General features: G+C 67.5%; 17 protein-coding genes. 14 read left to right on the forward strand and 3 right to left on the reverse strand.

The window, feature by feature from the left end; genetic code table 11:
* Positions 1-66 precede the first annotated feature (66 nt).
* From A4W93_RS17950 to A4W93_RS17980, 7 genes are all read left to right on the forward strand, one after another.
* A complete protein-coding gene (locus A4W93_RS17950; RefSeq protein ID WP_085751904.1) occupies positions 67-1,986 on the forward strand; it encodes an O-linked N-acetylglucosamine transferase, SPINDLY family protein in 1,920 nt (639 codons plus the stop codon).
* 297 nt (positions 1,987-2,283) lie between these two features.
* A complete protein-coding gene (gene flhD / locus A4W93_RS17955) occupies positions 2,284-2,607 on the forward strand; it encodes a flagellar transcriptional regulator FlhD (protein ID WP_085751905.1) in 324 nt (107 codons plus the stop codon).
* A 57-nt stretch (positions 2,608-2,664) separates the two neighbouring features.
* Positions 2,665-3,204: a flagellar transcriptional regulator FlhC gene (gene flhC / locus A4W93_RS17960; protein ID WP_085751906.1), complete on the forward strand. Its 540-nt coding sequence runs from the start codon at positions 2,665-2,667 to the stop codon at positions 3,202-3,204.
* A 284-nt stretch (positions 3,205-3,488) separates the two neighbouring features.
* A complete protein-coding gene (gene motA / locus A4W93_RS17965; protein WP_085751907.1) occupies positions 3,489-4,349 on the forward strand; it encodes a flagellar motor stator protein MotA in 861 nt (286 codons plus the stop codon).
* Between the two features lie 33 nt (positions 4,350-4,382).
* Positions 4,383-5,357: a flagellar motor protein MotB gene (gene motB / locus A4W93_RS17970; RefSeq protein WP_085751908.1), complete on the forward strand. Its 975-nt coding sequence runs from the start codon at positions 4,383-4,385 to the stop codon at positions 5,355-5,357.
* 27 nt (positions 5,358-5,384) lie between these two features.
* Positions 5,385-5,777 (forward strand): chemotaxis response regulator CheY, encoded by a 393-nt coding sequence (gene cheY, locus A4W93_RS17975; protein ID WP_085751909.1) that lies wholly within the window; start codon positions 5,385-5,387, stop codon positions 5,775-5,777.
* Between the two features lie 11 nt (positions 5,778-5,788).
* Positions 5,789-6,415: a protein phosphatase CheZ gene (locus A4W93_RS17980; protein WP_085751910.1), complete on the forward strand. Its 627-nt coding sequence runs from the start codon at positions 5,789-5,791 to the stop codon at positions 6,413-6,415.
* 60 nt (positions 6,416-6,475) lie between these two features.
* Here the strand turns inward: A4W93_RS17980 and A4W93_RS17985 are convergent, their stop codons facing one another.
* The 3 genes from A4W93_RS17985 to A4W93_RS17995 all read right to left on the reverse strand — a co-directional run bounded on the left by A4W93_RS17985 (position 6,476) and on the right by A4W93_RS17995 (position 9,782).
* Entirely contained in the window at positions 6,476-7,825 is a 1,350-nt protein-coding gene (locus tag A4W93_RS17985; protein WP_085751911.1) for a dicarboxylate/amino acid:cation symporter, read from the reverse strand.
* A gap of 126 nt (positions 7,826-7,951) precedes the next feature.
* The gene (locus A4W93_RS17990) at positions 7,952-8,590 is read right to left on the reverse strand and encodes a response regulator (protein ID WP_085751912.1); all 639 of its coding nucleotides are present in this window, start codon (positions 8,588-8,590) and stop codon (positions 7,952-7,954) included.
* Positions 8,591-8,600: 10 nt separating this feature from the next.
* Positions 8,601-9,782, reverse strand: coding sequence for a hybrid sensor histidine kinase/response regulator (locus tag A4W93_RS17995; protein ID WP_085751913.1), 1,182 nt, complete (start codon positions 9,780-9,782; stop codon positions 8,601-8,603).
* Positions 9,783-9,991: 209 nt separating this feature from the next.
* Here A4W93_RS17995 and A4W93_RS18000 point away from each other — a divergent pair, with 209 nt between their 5' ends.
* From A4W93_RS18000 to A4W93_RS30445, 7 genes are all read left to right on the forward strand, one after another.
* Entirely contained in the window at positions 9,992-10,468 is a 477-nt protein-coding gene (locus A4W93_RS18000; RefSeq protein ID WP_407081689.1) for a hypothetical protein, read from the forward strand.
* Positions 10,469-10,516: 48 nt separating this feature from the next.
* Positions 10,517-10,879, forward strand: a complete 363-nt coding sequence (locus A4W93_RS18005) for a response regulator (RefSeq protein ID WP_085751914.1) — start codon at positions 10,517-10,519, stop codon at positions 10,877-10,879.
* 53 nt (positions 10,880-10,932) lie between these two features.
* Positions 10,933-13,035, forward strand: coding sequence for a chemotaxis protein CheW (locus A4W93_RS18010; protein WP_085751915.1), 2,103 nt, complete (start codon positions 10,933-10,935; stop codon positions 13,033-13,035).
* A gap of 262 nt (positions 13,036-13,297) precedes the next feature.
* Complete coding sequence (locus tag A4W93_RS18015; RefSeq protein WP_085751916.1) at positions 13,298-13,759, forward strand: cache domain-containing protein; 462 nt, start codon at positions 13,298-13,300, stop codon at positions 13,757-13,759.
* Between the two features lie 22 nt (positions 13,760-13,781).
* Positions 13,782-15,317 carry a methyl-accepting chemotaxis protein gene (locus tag A4W93_RS18020; protein ID WP_085751917.1) on the forward strand — a complete coding sequence of 512 codons (1,536 nt, stop codon included), beginning with the start codon at positions 13,782-13,784 and terminating at the stop codon, positions 15,315-15,317.
* A 91-nt stretch (positions 15,318-15,408) separates the two neighbouring features.
* On the forward strand, positions 15,409-15,921 hold the full coding sequence (locus tag A4W93_RS18025; protein ID WP_085751918.1) for a chemotaxis protein CheW: 513 nt from the start codon (positions 15,409-15,411) through the stop codon (positions 15,919-15,921).
* 112 nt (positions 15,922-16,033) lie between these two features.
* Positions 16,034-17,575 (forward strand): methyl-accepting chemotaxis protein, encoded by a 1,542-nt coding sequence (locus tag A4W93_RS30445; RefSeq protein ID WP_085751919.1) that lies wholly within the window; start codon positions 16,034-16,036, stop codon positions 17,573-17,575.
* Positions 17,576-17,597: the final 22 nt, after the last annotated feature.

Below are 17,597 nucleotides of genomic sequence, written 5' to 3' on the forward strand. Positions count from 1 at the left end.
GGCCTTGACCGGGAGGGGGACTGCCTAGACTCCTCGCATCCGAAGATCTTTCGACGACGCCCCCGAATGGACGCACAACGCAGCACCCACCGCGCTCACAAGCACTGGCAGGCCGGCATGGCCCACGCCCAGGCCCGACGCTGGCCCGCGGCCGCGGAGGCCTTCGAGCGCGCCACGGCGCTGTCGCCGCTCGACGCACTGGTGTGGCTGAACCTCGCTCGCGCGCAGAGCCGCATCGGCAAGCTCGACGAGGCCATCGCCTCGGCCACGCGGGCCTTCGAACTGGATCCGGCCTCGCCGCTGGCGTGCCGGCTGCTCGCCGACTGCCTGACGCTGCAGCACCGCCACGCCGAGGCCGCGGACTGCTACGGCCGGCTCTCGCCGGACGCGGTGCGCGACCATGAGTTCTTGTCGGCACACGGCATCGCCCTCTTCAGTGCCGGGCGCCTCCGCGAGTCGATCGACGTGTTTTTTCTCTCGCTTGCGCAGAAGATCGACGCCCCGCTCGTGCACTACCGCCTGGGCCTCGCCTTCAAGGACCTGCTGATGAAGGAGGAGGCCTCCGAGTGCTTCCGCACCGCGGTGTTGCTGGACCAGGGCAGCGTGCGTGCGATGGCCCTCGCGCTGCTCGTGCACGAGAGCGCCCAGGCCTGCCAGTGGGAACACCTCGCCGAGGAGACCCGCCAGCTGCGCGAGGCCATGAACACCCTCCACCGGTCCGAGGGCAACCTGCTCTCGCCGTTCGCCTTCATCGCCATCGAATGCTCGCCCGCCGAGCAGCGCCAGGTGGGCATGCTGCGCGCGCAGGCGCTCGGTGCCGCGCTGCCGAAGCTGCCCGCGCTGCCGAAGCAGCGCCAGCCGGGCCGCATCCGCGTCGGCTACCTGTCGAGCGACTTCCACAACCACGCCACGGCACTGCTGATGGCCGAGCTGCTCGAGCAGCGTGACACGGAACGCTTCGAGGTCACGCTCTACTCCCACAGCCGCCACGACGGCTCCGCGCTGCAGCAGCGCGTGATGGCCGCCTGCGACCACTTCGTCGACGTCTCGTCGCTCGGCAACACCGCCGTGAGCGAGCGCATCCGCGCCGACGGCATCGACATCGCCGTGGACCTGAAAGGCCACACCCGCGACAGCCGCTTCGAGGTCCTCGCGGCCCGCCCCGCCCCCGTGCAGGTGAGCTACCTCGGCTACCCGGGCACCACCGGCGCCGACTACATCGACTACATCGTGGGCGACCCCGTGGTCACGCCCCTGTCCGCCGAGGCCGACTTCAGCGAAAAGATCGCCCAGATGCCCTGGTCGTACCAGCCCAACGACCGCCAGCGCGCGCTGCTGCCCTCCCCCGGGCGCGAGGCCTGCGGCCTGCCGGAAGACGCGCTGGTGCTCTGCTGCTTCAACCAGGCCTACAAGATCCTGCCCGACACGCTCGACGCGTGGGCTCGCATCCTCCACGGCGCCCCGCATGCGGTGCTGTGGCTCCTCGCCTGGAACGAGCAGGCCGAGCGCAACCTGCGCGAAGAACTCCGCCTGCGCGGCATCGACCCGTCGCGCCTGCATTTCGCCCCCAAGGTCGCGATGCAGGACCACGTCGCCCGCCTGCGCTGCGCCGACCTGTTCCTCGACACCTGGCCCTGCAACGCCCACACGACGGCCAGCGAGGCCCTCTGGGCCGGCGTGCCGGTGCTGACCTTCCCCGGGGCGACCTTCGCCTCCCGCGTGGCCGCGAGCCTCGCCCGCGCCACCCACACCGGCGAGCTGGTGTGCGACAGCGTGGACGCGTACGTGGCCAAGGCCCTGGAGCTGGCCGGCGACGGCCCGGCCCTGCAGGCCCTCCAGCAGACCCTCCAGGCGCAACGCCTGGAACTGCCCCTGTTCGACAGCCAGGCCACCACCCGCGCCCTGGAAGACCTGTTCGTGCGCATGCACGAGCGCCGCGAGGCCGGGCTCGCCCCCGACCACCTGCCCGCCAGCCTGTCAGCCTGACCGTGGCCTTGTAGGGCATGTCATCCGCCTGACCCGGGTCAACCCGGGTCCGCGGGCCCCAAGGGGCACCATCCGTGAACCAGTGCACGCCGCACCCCGAACCCTCCCTCCAAAAGGGCGGATCGGGATGACGGCGTGTAGGTGTTTCCCTGACACGACCCACGGAAGAAGCTGGACTCAAGCGACAGAACTGCCCTGATGTCGGGTTGCTTCTCCGAACTTCACAATTCGTTCCACGTTGAGACACAAACCCAACGACAGACAAGTCCGAAACACCTGCCGCCTTAGGAACCCAACATGAACGCCGACCAGATCCTCTCCGAAATCCGTGAAGCCAACCTGTCCTACCTGATGCTGGCCCAGAGCCTGATCCGCACGGACCGCGAGCAGGCCCTCTACCGCCTCGGCATCAGCGAGGAAAGCGCCTCGATGATCGCGCTGCTGAGCCCGGCCCAGATGATGAAGATCGCTTCGGGCAACACCCTGCTGTGCCGCTTCCGCATGGACGACGACCTGGTCTGGGGCCTGCTGACCAACCACGGCAAGACCGCGTCGAACGACACGACCAGCCGCCTGCACGCCAGCATCCTGATGGCCGGCCGCCATCAAGAAGCCGCCTGACAGACAGACCCCGATTTCCGCGACACCCCGTTCGACCCGAGACCAGGAGCAAAGACCATGACGCGCACCAAGAGCATCCTCACCGAAGCCAAGCAGATCGAACGCGCCGTCACGCTGATCAACCTGGGCGCCCGCCTGCAGGTGCTGGAATCGGAGACGGACCTGAGCTACGAGCGCCTGCTGCGCCTCTATAAAGAAGTCTCGGGCAAGTCCCCGAGCAAGGGCCAGCTGCCCTTCTCCACCGACTGGTTCATGACCTGGCAGCCGAACATCCACGCGTCGCTGTTCATGAACATCCACGAGTACCTGAACAAGGTCGCCGAGATGGACGAGATCGACACCGTCATCAAGGCCTACCAGCTGTACCAGGAACAGACCCAGGCCCAGGGCCTGGAAGCCCTGCTGTCCGTGACCCGCGCCTGGCGCCTGGTCAAGTTCGTCGACAACGGCATGCTCACCCTGACCGAATGCAACAAGTGCGGTGGCCGCTTCGTCACCCACCCGCACGAGATCGCCAAACACTACACCTGCGGCCTGTGCAACCCGCCCGCCCGCGCCGGCAAGGGCAAGGCCGCCGGCGGCATCCAGATGCACTGATCGAGGGCCGTCCTCGAGTCTCCTCAAGTTCTTCGTCCCCCTGCCGATACACAGGGGGACCGGCAACGGTTTCTTGCTTGTCTCCTCCTGGCACCCTGAAAAGTGCTTTGACGGGTCCCCTGCGGGACCCGTTTCTTTTTGTGGTGCCGCCCAGGGTCCCCGTTTCGTTTATGCGCCGGGATCGCCCCGCTGTTGCGGGGATCGGCACCCATCGCCCCGGGCGACACTCAAGACACTTGGAGCGACGCCGATAAAGGGCGTCAGGGACACGGACTTCCAACACCATGTTTGTTCTCATCGGCTACGCAGTCGCCCTCGGGTGCATCTTCGGCGCGTACATCATCCACGGCGGCAACATCTCCGTGATCATCCACGCCTTGCCGACGGAACTCATGGCCATCCTGGGCGGCGCGCTCGGCGCCTTCGTGGTGAACAACCAGCCGAAGGTGCTCAAGGCCACCATCGCCGCCCTCCCCACGCTGCTCAAGGGCTCGAAGTACTCGAAGGCCCGGTACATGGAGCTGCTCGCGCTCATGTACGACATCCTCCAGAAGGCCCGCAAGGAAGGCCTGATGTCCATCGAAAAGGACGTCGACGCCCCGCACGAGAGCGCGGTCTTCAAGAAATACCCGACGGTCGGCACCGACCACCACGTCGTCGAGTTCATCACCGACTACCTGCGCATGATGGTCTCGGGCAACCTGAACGCCCACGAGATCGAAAGCCTGATGGACAACGAGATCGACACCCACCACCACGAGGCGCACGCCGTCGTCTCCGCCATCGCCCGCCTCGCCGGCGCGCTGCCGGCCTTCGGCATCGTGGCCGCCGTGCTGGGCGTGGTGAACACCATGGGTTCGGTGGGCCAGCCCCCCGCGATCCTCGGCGGCATGATCGGCTCGGCCCTCGTCGGCACGTTCCTCGGGATCCTGATGGCCTACGGCGTGGTCGAACCGCTCGGCGGCCTGCTCGAGCAGAAGAACGACGAATCGCACAAGGAACTGCAGTGCATCAAGACCACGCTGCTCGCGAGCATGCAGGGCTATGCGCCGCAGGTGGCGGTGGAATTCGGCCGCAAGGTGCTGTACTCCACCGAGCGCCCGACGTTCTCCGAACTCGAAGGCCACGTGAAGGGCAAGAAGTGACCCCCTTCCCTGCCCGCCCCGCGGAGGTGAACCGTGGCCGGTGATTCCAAGAAACTCCAGCCCATCATCATCAAGCGGGTGAAGAAGGGCGGCCACGCGGCGCACGGCGGCGCGTGGAAGATCGCCTACGCCGACTTCGTGACCGCGATGATGGCGTTCTTCCTGCTCATGTGGCTGCTCGGCTCCACCACCGAGGGCGACAAGAAGGGCATCGCCGACTACTTCCAGAACCCGCTGAAGGTCGCGCTGCTCAACGGCGGCAGCGGCTCGGGCGATTCCTCCCACGTCATCAAGGGCGGCGGCACCGACCTCAGCCGCTCCGGCGGCCAGGTCAAGCGCGGCGACATCGACAACACCCGCAGCACCGTCAACCTCGCGGCGATGAAGGCCGAGCAGGCCGCGGCCGAGGCCGCCAAGCTCGAGGCCGTGCGCCAGCGGGTGCAGCAGGTGATCGACAACCACCCGAAGCTCTCGGGCATGAAGTCGCAGATCCTGCTCGACATGACCAAGGACGGGCTGCGCATCCAGATCGTGGACGACCAGAACCGCCCGATGTTCGACAGCGGCAGCGCGGTCGTGAAGCCGTACATGCGCGAGCTGCTGCGCGAGATCGGCGGCGTGCTCGACGAGGTGCCCAACCGGCTCACGCTGGAAGGCCACACCGACTCCACCCCGTTCGGCTCCGGCGTGACCGGCTACAGCAACTGGGAACTCTCGGCCGACCGGGCGAACGCATCTCGCCGCGAACTGCTGGCCGGCGGCCTGCCCGACGCCCGGGTGCTGCGCGTGCAGGGCCTCGCCTCCAGTACACCCTTCGACAAGAAAGACCCCTCCAGCCCCTCCAACCGGCGCATCAGCATCATCGTGATGAACCGCGACGCCGAGGACCGCCTGTTCCACGCCGAACAGCTCGCGGATGTGGAAAGTGTCACGCCCGACCCGAAAACAGACGATTCCAACGACAACCAGCGCGCGGAGGCCTCAACCTCCGGCACCGTTTCCCGATAAACCCAGCGGACACCAGCGAGGTACGCCATGAGCACCGATATGAAATTTCTGATCGTCGACGACTTCTCGACCATGCGGCGCATCGTGCGCGGCCTGCTCAAGGAGATCGGCTACAACAACGCCGAAGAAGCCGAAGACGGCGCCGTCGCCCTGAACATGCTGAAGAACGCGAAGTTCGACTTCGTGGTCTCGGACATCAACATGCCCAACATGAACGGCTTCGAGCTCCTCGCCGCCGTGAAGGCCGACGCGAGCCTGAAGCACCTGCCGGTGCTGATGGTCACGGCCGAAGCCCGCAAGGAAGACATCGTGCGCGCCGCGCAGGATGGCGCCGCCGGCTACATCGTCAAGCCCTTCACCAAGGCCACCTTGGAAGAGAAGGTCCAGAAGATCATGCAGAAGCTGGCCACGGCCGCCTGAGGAATCGCCACATGAAAATGGAATCTGCGGCGACCCTGACGCCTGCCGCTGCGTCACCCGAAGTCTTCCAGCAACTGGGTGCCATCACCCGCCAGCTGCACGACGCCCTCACCCAGCTGGGCGTGATGCCCAAGCTCGCGAAGACGGCCGAAGGCCTGCCCGACGCGCGCAGCCGCCTGAACTACATCGCCGAGAAGACCGGCGCGGCCGCCAACAAGGTGCTGAACTCCGTCGACCAGGCCAAGGCCGAACACGCCTCGATCTCGGAAGACACCCGCCGCATGGCCGCCGCCATCGTCGCCGACCCGGTCAAGGCCGTGGCCACCGGCGCCGTGATGAACTTCGTGGGCGACGTCGAGGCCGCCACCGCGCGCATCGACCAGCACCTGACGGACATCATGATGGCCCAGGACTTCCACGACCTGACCGGCCAGGTGGTCGCCAAGGTGGTGGCCCTGGCCTCCGACCTGGAAGACAGCCTCGTCAAGCTGCTCGTGCAGGCCGCCCCGCCGGAAGCCCAGAAGGTGGTCGAACACGCGAACGTGCTGAACGGCCCGGTGGTGAACCCCGAAGGCCGCACGGACGTGGTCTCGAACCAGGGCGAAGTGGACGACCTGCTGGCCTCGCTCGGCTTCTGACCGTCCCCTTTCGGAACCTCGCAGGAAAGGCGGCCCTCGGGCCGCCTTTTTGCATTCCATTCAGGCGGACTTCGTGTGTTCCACCGGCATGTGCTGCTCGGTGGCGTCCAGCACCACCTCCGGCTCGTCCGAGGTGAGCGGCAGGCGGTTGTCGAGCACGGCCAGCAGGCGGGCGTTGTCGACGTCGCCCGTCCACTTGCCCACCACCACGGTCGCCACGCCGTTGCCGATCAGGTTGGTGAGCGCCCTCGCCTCCGACATGAACCGGTCGATGCCCAGGATCAGCGCCAGGCCCGCGACCGGCACGCCGCCCACGGCCGACAGCGTGCTCGCGAGCACGATGAAGCCGCTGCCGGTGATGCCCGCCGCGCCCTTCGACGTGAGCAGCAGCACGGCCAGCAGTGTCAGCTGCTGCGTGAGGGTCATGGGTGTGTTCGTGGCCTGGGCGATGAACACCGCGGCCATCGTCAGGTAGATGGACGTGCCGTCGAGGTTGAACGAGTAGCCCGTGGGGATCACGAGGCCCACCACCGACTTGCGCACGCCGAGGTTCTCCATCTTGGCCATCATGCGCGGCAGCACCGACTCGGAGGACGACGTGCCCAGCACGATCAGCAGCTCCTCCTTGATGTACTTGACGAACTTCCACACCGAGAAGCCGTGGAAGCGGGCGATCAGCCCCAGCACCACGAAGATGAAGAACAGGCACGTGAAGTAGAACGTGCCCATCAGCTTGCCGAGCGACAGCAGCGAGCCCGCCCCGTACTTGCCGATGGTGAACGCCATCGCGCCGAAGGCGCCGATGGGGGCGGCCTTCATGATGATGCCCACCACGGCGAACAGCACGTGCGAGGTCTTCTCGATCAGGTCGAACACGAGGGTGCCGCGTCCGCCGAACTTGTGCAGCGCGAAGCCGAACAGCACCGAGAACAGCAGCACCTGCAGGATCTCGCCCTTCGCAAAGGCGTCCACCACGGTGTTCGGGATGATGTTCAGCAGGAACTCGGTGGTCGACTGCATCTTGCCCGGCCCCGTGTAGGCCGCGATGGCCTTGGTGTCGAGCGTGGCCGGGTCGACGTTCATGCCGTGGCCCGGCTGCAGCAGGTTGATCATCACGAGCCCGACGATGAGCGCCAGGGTGCTGACCACCTCGAAGTACAGCAGCGCCAGGCCCCCGGTGCGGCCCACCTTCTTCATGTCCTCCATGCCGGCGATGCCGAGGACGACGGTGCAGAAGATGATCGGCGCGATGATCATCTTGATGAGCTTGATGAACGCGTCGCCGAGCGGCTTCATCGCCTCGCCCGTGTGGGGCCAGAAGTGCCCCAGCAACACCCCGATCACGATGGCCGTGATGACCTGGAGGTACAGCGACTGGTAGAAGGGTTTGCGGACCGGGGACGTGGACATGGGAAGCTCCTCGTGGATCGCACCCCGGCATCATCCTCCAAAAGCCGATTGTCATCCCGTCGGAGGCCGGGGACCTCCGACGCAGGCCCAGGGTCCCGGCCTTCGCCGGGACGACGCCCTTCTTCCCTATTCCCCGACCAAGCCGTTCCGGATGGCGTAGACGGTCAGCTCCGAGTTGTTCGACAACCCCAGCTTCTCCAGCACCCGCGCCCGGTAGACGCTGACGGTCTTCGGGCTGAGCGTGAGTTCGTCCGCGATGTCGGACAGCCGCTTGCCCGAGGCGATCATCACCAGGGTCTGCAGCTCCCGGTCGGAGAGCTTCTCGTGGGCCGCCTCGCTGGTGGGCGTGGTCAGGCTCTCGACCAGCATCTGGGCGATCTCGGGGGTCACGTACTTGCGGCCCTGCCCCACGGTGCGCACCGCGGTGACGATCAGACCCGGGTCGCCGCCCTTGTTGACGTAGCCGTACGCCCCGGCCCGCAGGGCGCGGATGGCGTACTGGTCTTCCGGGTACATCGAGACGACCAGCACCCGCATCGTGGTGCCCTCGTCCTTGAGCACGTGCAGCACGTCGAGGCCGCTGCGGCCGGGCATGTTGATGTCGAGCACCAGCACGTCGACCTCGCCGGCGGTGCGCAGCAGCGTGCGCAGCTCGCCGTAGTCGCCGGCCTCGCCCACGACCTGGATGTCGGGCGCGTCGGAGAGGGTGTCGCGGATGCCGCGCCGGATCAGTGCGTGGTCGTCGCAGAGAATGACTTTGATCATGGGGTGGGCATCAGAGTTCGCCCCACGAGGTGGGGTCGTAGTCGTCGGCGATCGGTTCGGGCGACGCCGGCTCGGGCAGCTCCAGGTGGGCGGCGTCCTCGGTCTCGTCGACGATGTCGAGCGGGACGGACAGGATCAGCGTGGTGCCGCCCGGGCTGCTGCTCAGGTCCACCCAGCCGCCCACGGTGCCGGCACGTTCGTGCAGGCCGCGGATGCCGAACGAGCGGGCCTTCGCGAGGTCTTCGGGGTTGAGGCCGCGGCCGTTGTCGCTCACCTCGAGCGACAGCACCCCGCCGGCCAGCGAGAGGTCGATGTGGACCTCGGACGCGTTGGCGTGTTTGCTGACGTTGGTGAGCGCCTCCTGGGCCGTGCGGTAGGCCACGAGGGGCACGCCGGCCGGCAGCGACAGGTGGGCGTGCCGCGAGCGGAACTGGCAGGCGATGCCGGTGCGGCGCTCGAAGCGGCTCGTCATCCACTGCAGGGCCGCCACCAGCCCCTGCTCCAGGATGGCCGGCCGCAGGTTGTGCATGATGCGCTGGCTCGCCTCGATCGCGTGGGTGACGGTCTCGAGGGCGGAGTTCACCCGGGACAGCACGTCGGGCGAATCGGTGTGGCGGGCGATCCAGGCCAGGTCGAACTTGAGGGCGGTGAGCGAGCCGCCCACGTCGTCGTGGATCTCCCGGGCGATGGCGGCGCGTTCACCCTCCACGCTCGTCTGCAGGTGCTGCACCAGCTCGTGCACCCGCTGCTTGGACGCCCCGAGCTCCTGGTCGGCCCGCAGCCGGGCCAGGTGGACCTCGTGCACCTCCACCGCGTGCATCACGGCCGGCACCAGGCGCGAGAGGTTGTTCTTCAGCAGGTAGTCGCTGGCGCCGTTGCGCATGGCCTCCACCGCCGTGTCCTCCCCGATCTCGCCCGAGACCAGGATGAACGGGATGGGACGGCTGCTCGCCTTGAGCAGGTCGAGGGCGATCAGCCCGGAGAAGCCGGGCAGGTTGTAGTCGGAGACGATGACGTCCCAGTCCTCTGAGGGGTCGAGCGCGGCGAGGAACTCCGCCTCGGAATCGATGCGCACGGCATCGATCTTCAGGCCGCCCCGACGCAGGTGGGCCATGGTGAGGACGTGGTCCGCCTCGGAATCCTCGAGGTGAAGCAGGCGGAGCGTCTTGGGCTCGGAAGGCTTGGAGGACATGGCCGGAGTATGCCCGCAACGTGGCCAGAGGGTGCCCCTGCGGCCGTTTTTCACGACCGACCGGCGCTTCGTGCGATTAGAGCGGGGTTTCGGCGCGTCATTCCCCTTATGTCGCCCCCCGAACTGCCGAAGAATCCGGGCAGATGACTTCCCGTGCACCGAGGTGTTCCTTCCCGGTGGCGGCCCGTCTCCAACCTGAGTGGAGCTATATGAACGACGCGATCGACGCGAACGGCATGCCGGAATTCCCGGGCAGCGACGGCGGGGCCTGGCCCCTCGAGGCCGCCGCCGACCTGCAGGACCACCTGATGACGGCCAGCAACGACCTGGACCGCCTGCAGACCCTGCTGTCGGACGCCTGCGACACCCTGATGCAGCGCTTCTACGGCGCCTCCGAGCAGATCCGCCTGCTGCGGTCCCATCCGCACGGCGCCGAGGAGAGCGAAGAGGTCATCTCCGGCGTCATGCAGGACCTGGGCGGCGCGGTGACCGCGCTCCAGTTCCAGGACATGGCGTCCCAGCTGATCAACCACACCCACAAACGCCTGCGCAGCTGTGTCGACCGGCTGGCGCGCGAGGCGTTCGCCGACGACGAAGACGGCGAGGCCGCCGCCGAGGAGCCCCCGCTCCGCCCCAATCCGGTCACCCAGGCCGAGATGGACGTGGGTTCCATCGAGTTGTTCTAAAGACAGCCTCGTTTCAACCGAAATCAACCGAGCATTCCGGAGAAAGCCATGCATTCAATCCTCGCGGTGGACGATTCTGCTTCCATGCGCCAAATGGTCTCGTTCACGCTGAAGAGCGCAGGCTACAACGTGGTCGAGGCCGTCGACGGCCAGGACGCCTACGAGAAGTCCAACGGCCGCGACTTCGACCTCGTCCTGACCGACCAGAACATGCCCCGCATGGACGGCATCAGCCTGACCAAGAAGCTGCGGGACAACCCGAAGTTCAAGACCACCCCGATCCTGATCCTGACCACCGAGTCCAGCGACCAGATGAAGCAGGCCGGCCGCTCCGCGGGCGCCACCGGCTGGCTGGTCAAGCCCTTCGACCCGGCCAAGCTGATCGAAGTGATCAAGAAGGTCGTGCGCTGACGCGCTGACACCTTCCCCCGAAACGAATCGAATCCATCCAGGAGCACGCCACCATGGGCGAGATGTCCTCCGAGAGCTCGTCGTCGAGCGCCGGCATCGACCTGAGTCAGTTCTACCAGGTCTTTTTTGAAGAAGCGGGCGAAAACCTCGACCGCATGGAACAGCTGCTCCTCGAGCTGAACATCGAATCGGCCGACGACGAAGAGCTCAACGCGATCTTCCGTTGCGCCCACTCCATCAAGGGCGGTGCGGCCACGTTCGGCTTCAAGGACGTCGCCGAGCTCACGCACCAGATGGAGACGCTGCTCGACAAGCTGCGCCGCCACGAGCTCGCGCCCACCTCGGCCATGGTCGACGTGCTGCTGCAGTCGGGCGACGCGCTGCGCGCCCAGCTCGCCCGCCACCAGGGCAACGACGGCGACGAACTCGACACCACCGAGCTGCTGTTCAACATCCGTGCGATGTCGTCCGGCGAAGCCCCGGCCGTCAAGGCGCCGCCGGTGGTCAACGTGCCCATCGCCGCCCCGTCCGTGCTCGCCGAGCCCGTCAACGAATCGGCCGCCCGCGTGATCGAACTGCGCGTCGGTCCGCTCGACAAGCCCGAACAGGCCGACGAACTCGTCGAGCTGTTCAAGGAAATCGCCGACCTCGGCACCATCGAGCCGCTCGACAACGGCATGCCCGCCGACGGGATGCGCCGCTTCAAGATCTGCACGACCAGCACCGACAGCGACCTGCTCGACCTGTTCACGTTCCACGTGACCCGCGAACAGGTGGCCCTGCTGCCGCTCGGCCCCGGCTTCGGCTTCCACAAGGACGCCCCGGGCGCCCCGCCGGAAGAGGCGCCGGACCCCGGCTACGGCTTCTTCGACAACGCCCCGGGCGTGCCCGTCGGCGCCGCCGAGACCTCCGCCGCCCCGGCTGGCGACGTGGCCCCGGTCGCCGCGCCGGCCGCCCCGAAGGCGCGCGCCGAGAAGCCGGCCGCTGCCGCAGAAGCTTCCACGCTGCGCGTGTCCGTCGAGAAGGTCGACCAGCTGATCAACCTCGTCGGCGAACTCGTCATCACGCAGGCCATGCTCGCCCAGAACAGCCAGGGCCTCGACCCGGCGCTGTACCAGCAGCTGGCCGCCGGCCTGGCCGACCTCGACCGCAACACCCGCGATCTGCAGGAATCGGTCATGTCGATCCGCATGATCCCGATGTCGATGGTGTTCAGCCGCTTCCCGCGCATGCTGCGCGACCTGGCGGCCAAGCTCGGCAAGAAGGTCGACTTCGTCACGCTCGGTGAAGCCACCGAACTCGACAAGGGCCTGGTCGAGAAGATCACCGATCCGCTGACCCACCTCGTGCGCAACAGCTGCGACCACGGCATCGAGTCGCCGGCGGACCGCGTCGCCAAGGGCAAGCCCGAGACCGGCACCATCACGCTGTCGGCCTCGCACCAGGGCGGCTCCATCGTCATCGAAGTGCGCGACGACGGCCGTGGCCTGTCCCGCGAGAAGCTGCTGAAGAAGGCCCGCGAGCGCGGCATCCCGGCTCCGGACACGATGAGCGACTCCGAGGTCTGGAACCTGATCTTCGCCCCGGGCTTCTCCACCGCCGACGTGGTCACCGACGTGTCGGGCCGCGGCGTGGGCATGGACGTGGTCAAGAAGAACATCACGGCGCTGGGCGGCACGGTCGACATCGACTCGGCCGAAGGCTACGGCATGCGCGTTTCGGTGCGCCTGCCCCTGACGCTGGCCATCATGGACGGCATGTCCGTCGGCGTGGGCGAAGAGGTCTACATCCTCCCGCTGTCGTCGGTGGTCGAGTCCTTCCAGGTGCAGGGCGACATGGTCAAGACCATCGGCGGCTCCGGCCGCGTGGTGGAAGTGCGCGACGAGTACATGCCCGTCCTCGAACTGGAGCGTGTGTTCGACGTGCCCCGCTTCGACTTCGAGCACGTCAGCGGCATCATGGTGGTGGTGGAAGCCGAAGGCGGGCGCGTCGCGCTGCTCGTCGACGAACTCCTCGGCCAGCAGCAGGTCGTCGTGAAGAACCTCGAGGCCAACTACCGCAAGGTGAACGACGTCTCGGGCGCCACGATCATGGGCGACGGCCGCGTCGCGCTGATCCTGGACGTGGGCAGCCTGGTGCGCAAGTCGCGCCACTGATCTCCCCGCCTTCCCGGCCCCCGACGGCCCGCGCTGCTCCGGCATCGCGGGCCGTCGGCATTTCAGCCTCGCCCCCTGTGAACAGGGCCGGTTTTCCCTCGGTGATGCGGTGACCGCGCACGGGTGCCGTGCGGAAAATTGCCACATCGGCCCTGCCCGTCCGGGCAAGCCCTCTCTACAGGCCGCACCCCGCAGGCCGATAGCCGGTTAGGCCGGTCGCCCGATGTCGGGCAGCCGACGCCTCCATCGAAAAGGATCCACCATGTCCCTGCACTCGCTCCTCCGCACGAGCCTCGCCGCGGCCCTCTTCGCCGCCGGTGCCGTCCATGCCCAGACCGGCAACGCCACGGCCGAACAAGCCACCGCGATGGTCAAGAAGGGCGTCGCGTTCATCAAGGCCAACGGCAAGGACAAGGGCTACGCCGAGGTCTCCACCAAGGGCGGGCAGTTCACCGACCGCGACCTGTACCTCGTCGTCTACGGCCTCGATGGCGTCGTGCGCGCACACGGCGCCAACGAGAAGATGGTGGGCAAGAACCTCCTCGACCTGAAGGACGTGGACGGCAAGCCGTTCGTCAAGGAACGCGTCGACCTGGCCCAGTCCAAGGGCACGTTCTGGCAGGACTACAAGTTCACCAACCCGGTCAGCAAGAAGATCGAACCGAAGCGGATGTACTGCGAGAAGCTGGACGACGCGGTCGTCTGCGGCGGCATCTACAAGTGATCCCGCGCCTCCAAGGAACACGATGAAACTGAGCGCAAAACTGATGGTGGCGCCCGCGGTGAGCGGGGTGATGCTGATGGCGGTCCTCGGCGCGTCGCTGCTGGTCCTGCACACCTACAAGAGCAAGAGTGCGATGGCCCATGCCGTCGTGCTGCAGAGCCATGCGAAGGCGTCGGGCGTGCAGTCCGAACTGAGCGACGTGCGGGCCCAGGTGTTCCGCACCGTGGCCATCGTCGGGTCGCTCGACGAGATGATCGTCACGTCCACCCGCAAGCAGCTGGGCCGCCGCCTGGAAGTCATCGGCGAGGCCGTCGCGAAGGCGGCCGAGGAGTCGGTCGACCCGGTCGTGAAGGAGCAGTTGACCTCCTTCGGCGGCGAGATGGCCAAGTACCGGAAGGCCTCCGACGCCGCCATCGACATGTCCACCGTCGACCCCAACACCGGCATCGCCGCGCTGGAGACGGCCGAGGAACACTTCCGCACGCTGAGCCGCACGCTCGAAACCGTGCTGGCCCGGGTCGAGGAGCGCACGGTCGAGGTCAACCAGCAGCTCGAACGCGCCGCACTGATCGCGGCCGCCGGCCTGCTCGCGCTGGGCGCGCTGGCCATCGCCGGCACGCTGGGCTTCGCCTGGATCACCCAGCGCCGCATCACGAAGAACATCCACGCGGCGGTCGACGCCACGGGCCAGGTGGCCGACGGCCGCCTCGACATCACGCCCGACAGCCGCGACACCGACGAGGTGGGCGACCTGATCCGGGCGCTGGGCCGCATGGTCACGCAGCTGCGCTCGTCGCTCCAGACCGTGCAGCAGGCGTCCGACTCCATCGGCACCGCCAGCGCCGAGATCGCCACCGGCAACCAGGACCTGAGCGCCCGCACCGAACAGACCGCGTCGAACCTGCAGCAGACCGCCTCGTCGATGGAGCAGCTCACCGGCACCGTGCGCCAGAGCGCCGATTCCGCGTCCCAGGCCAACCAGCTCGCCGCGTCGGCCGCCGAAGTGGCCGCTCGCGGGGGCGCGAAGGTGTCCGAGGTGGTCACCACCATGGACGAGATCAACGCCAGCTCGAAGAAGATCTCCGACATCATCGGCGTCATCGACGGCATCGCCTTCCAGACCAACATCCTCGCGCTGAACGCGGCCGTGGAAGCCGCCCGGGCGGGCGAACAGGGCCGAGGCTTCGCCGTCGTGGCGTCCGAGGTGCGCAGCCTGGCACAGCGCTCGGCCAACGCCGCCAAGGAGATCAAGGGCCTGATCAACGCCTCGGTCGAGAAGGTCGAGTCGGGCTCGCGCCTGGTGGCCGACGCCGGCGAGACCATGAACGAGATCGTGGGCAGCGTGCAGCGGGTGTCCGACATCATCGGCGAGATCACCGCCACGTCGGCCGAGCAGAGCGACGGCATCGGCCAGGTCAGCTCGGCCGTCACGCAGCTCGACCAGATGACGCAGCAGAACGCCGCGCTGGTGGAAGAGTCCGCCGCCGCCGCCGAGAGCCTGAAGGATCAGGTGGTCCGGCTGCGCCAGATCGTGAACAAATTCCAGTTGGGCGCCTGAACCGGCCCCTTTCCCTTCAGTTGCACAGAACGGTGCCGATAGTCAAGGCCATACGCCCCACCGGCACCCCACCCATCCCAGAGGATTTCACATGGACATGATTCACGAAGCCGCCCACGTCGCCCGCAGCGAAGCCGCTCGGGCCGCACTGGCCTCCCAGTCGGGCAGCGAGTTCCTGACCTTCCGCCTCGGCGCGGAAGAGTACGGCATCGACATCCTGAAGGTCCAGGAAATCCGTTCGTACGAAGCCCCCACCCGCATCGCGAACGCCCCGTCGTTCGTCAAGGGTGTGGTCAACCTGCGCGGCGTGATCGTCCCGATCGTCGACCTGCGCCTGAAGCTCGGATGCGAATCCGCCGAGTACAACGACTTCACCGTCGTGATCGTGCTGAACGTGCGCGGCCGCGTGGTGGGCGCCGTGGTGGATTCGGTGTCCGACGTGCTCGAACTGAACCAGGACTCCATCCGCCCCGCCCCGGAGATGGCCTCCGCCGTCGACACCTCGTTCATCACGGGCATCAGCAACGTCAACGAACGCATGCTGATCCTCATGGACATCGAAGCCCTGATGGCCAGCGCCGACATGGGCCTGTTCGACGCGTAAGACCTCTTCGTCCTCCGTCCCCGCGCCAGCTCCAGGGCGCCAGCCACCTTTCGGAACCGGGCTCGCGCCCTGTTTCGTTCATCGGTGGCATTTTTTTGCCGGCATTTTCACGATGAACCTGAACAACCTTCCGATCGCACAGCGCCTGTGGGGCGCCATCCTCTTCCTGCTGGTCGCCATGCTCGCCATCGCGGGCGGCACCATCTGGCGCGCCAACGCCATCGCCGCGGCCAGCACCGCCGAGATCGACCAGCGCCAGGACGTGCTCGCCAAGGCGCTGATCTGGCAGGGCCTGACCGACACCGCCGTCACCCGCGGCATGGCGTCGTCCATCAGCGCCGACGGCGCCGTCGGTGAACTCTTCAAGGAGAACCTGGCCAAAGACACCCCGCGCATCGCCAAGCTGCGCAAGGAACTGACCGACCAGGCGTCCGACGCCGACGACATCGCCGCGCTGAAGGAAATCCAGGGCCTCGGCGGCGCCCTCGTGGCCGCCAGCAAGAAGGCCAGCGAGCTCAAGGCGAATGGCGACTTCGCCGGCGCGGCCGCCCAGGTCCGCGGCGAGTACACCGCCACCGCCCTCGCCTACACCGGCGCCATCGCCAAGTTCGGCGAACTGCAGCAGGCGAAGGCCGACAAGGCCGCCGCCGACAGCGTCTCCGCCCGCCAGCAGACCCTGGTGCTCGGCACCGTGGGCGCCGTCGTGATCATCGGCCTCGGCATGTTCGTGGCCGCCATGCTGGTGCGCTCGATCCGCGTGCCGCTGCAGCGGTCCATCGAAGTCGCCGGCGCCATCGCCGAGGGTGACCTGACCCGCCGCATCGCCACCGACCGCACCGACGAGTTCGGTGCGCTGATGAAGTCGCTGCAGCACATGAACGAATCGCTCGGCCGCGTGGTGGGCAACGTCCGTTCGTCCACCGACAGCATCACCACCGCCTCGAGCGAGATCGCCAGCGGCAACACCGACCTGTCGAGCCGCACCGAGCAGACCGCCTCGAACCTGCAGCAGACCGCCTCGTCGATGGAACAGCTCACGGGCACCGTGCGCCAGAGCGCCGACGCCGCCCGCCAGGCCAACCAGCTCGCCTCGTCGGCCGCCGAAGTGGCCGCCCGTGGCGGCACCGTGGTGTCCGAAGTGGTCAGCACGATGGACGAGATCAACGCCAGCTCGAAGAAGATCTCCGACATCATCGGCGTGATCGACGGCATCGCCTTCCAGACCAACATCCTGGCGCTGAACGCGGCCGTGGAAGCGGCCCGCGCCGGCGAACAGGGCCGCGGCTTCGCGGTCGTGGCCTCCGAAGTGCGCAGCCTGGCCCAGCGCTCGGCCAACGCGGCCAAGGAGATCAAGGGCCTGATCAACGCCTCGGTCGAGAAGGTCGAGTCGGGTTCGCGCCTGGTGGCCGACGCCGGCCAGACGATGAGCGAGATCGTGGGCAGCGTGCAGCGCGTGACCGACATCATCGGCGAGATCACCGCCGCGTCGTCGGAGCAGTCCGAAGGCATCGGCCAGGTCAACACCGCCGTCACGCAGCTCGACCAGATGACGCAGCAGAACGCGGCGCTGGTGGAAGAGTCCGCTGCGGCCGCCGAGAGCCTGAAGGACCAGGCGCAGCGCCTCGCGGAAGTGGTGGCCGTGTTCAAGCTCTGAACCGGGCACCCCCTTCAAGACG

The organism is Piscinibacter gummiphilus (genome assembly GCF_002116905.1).
Classification (GTDB): Bacteria; Pseudomonadota; Gammaproteobacteria; order Burkholderiales; family Burkholderiaceae_C; genus Rhizobacter; species Rhizobacter gummiphilus.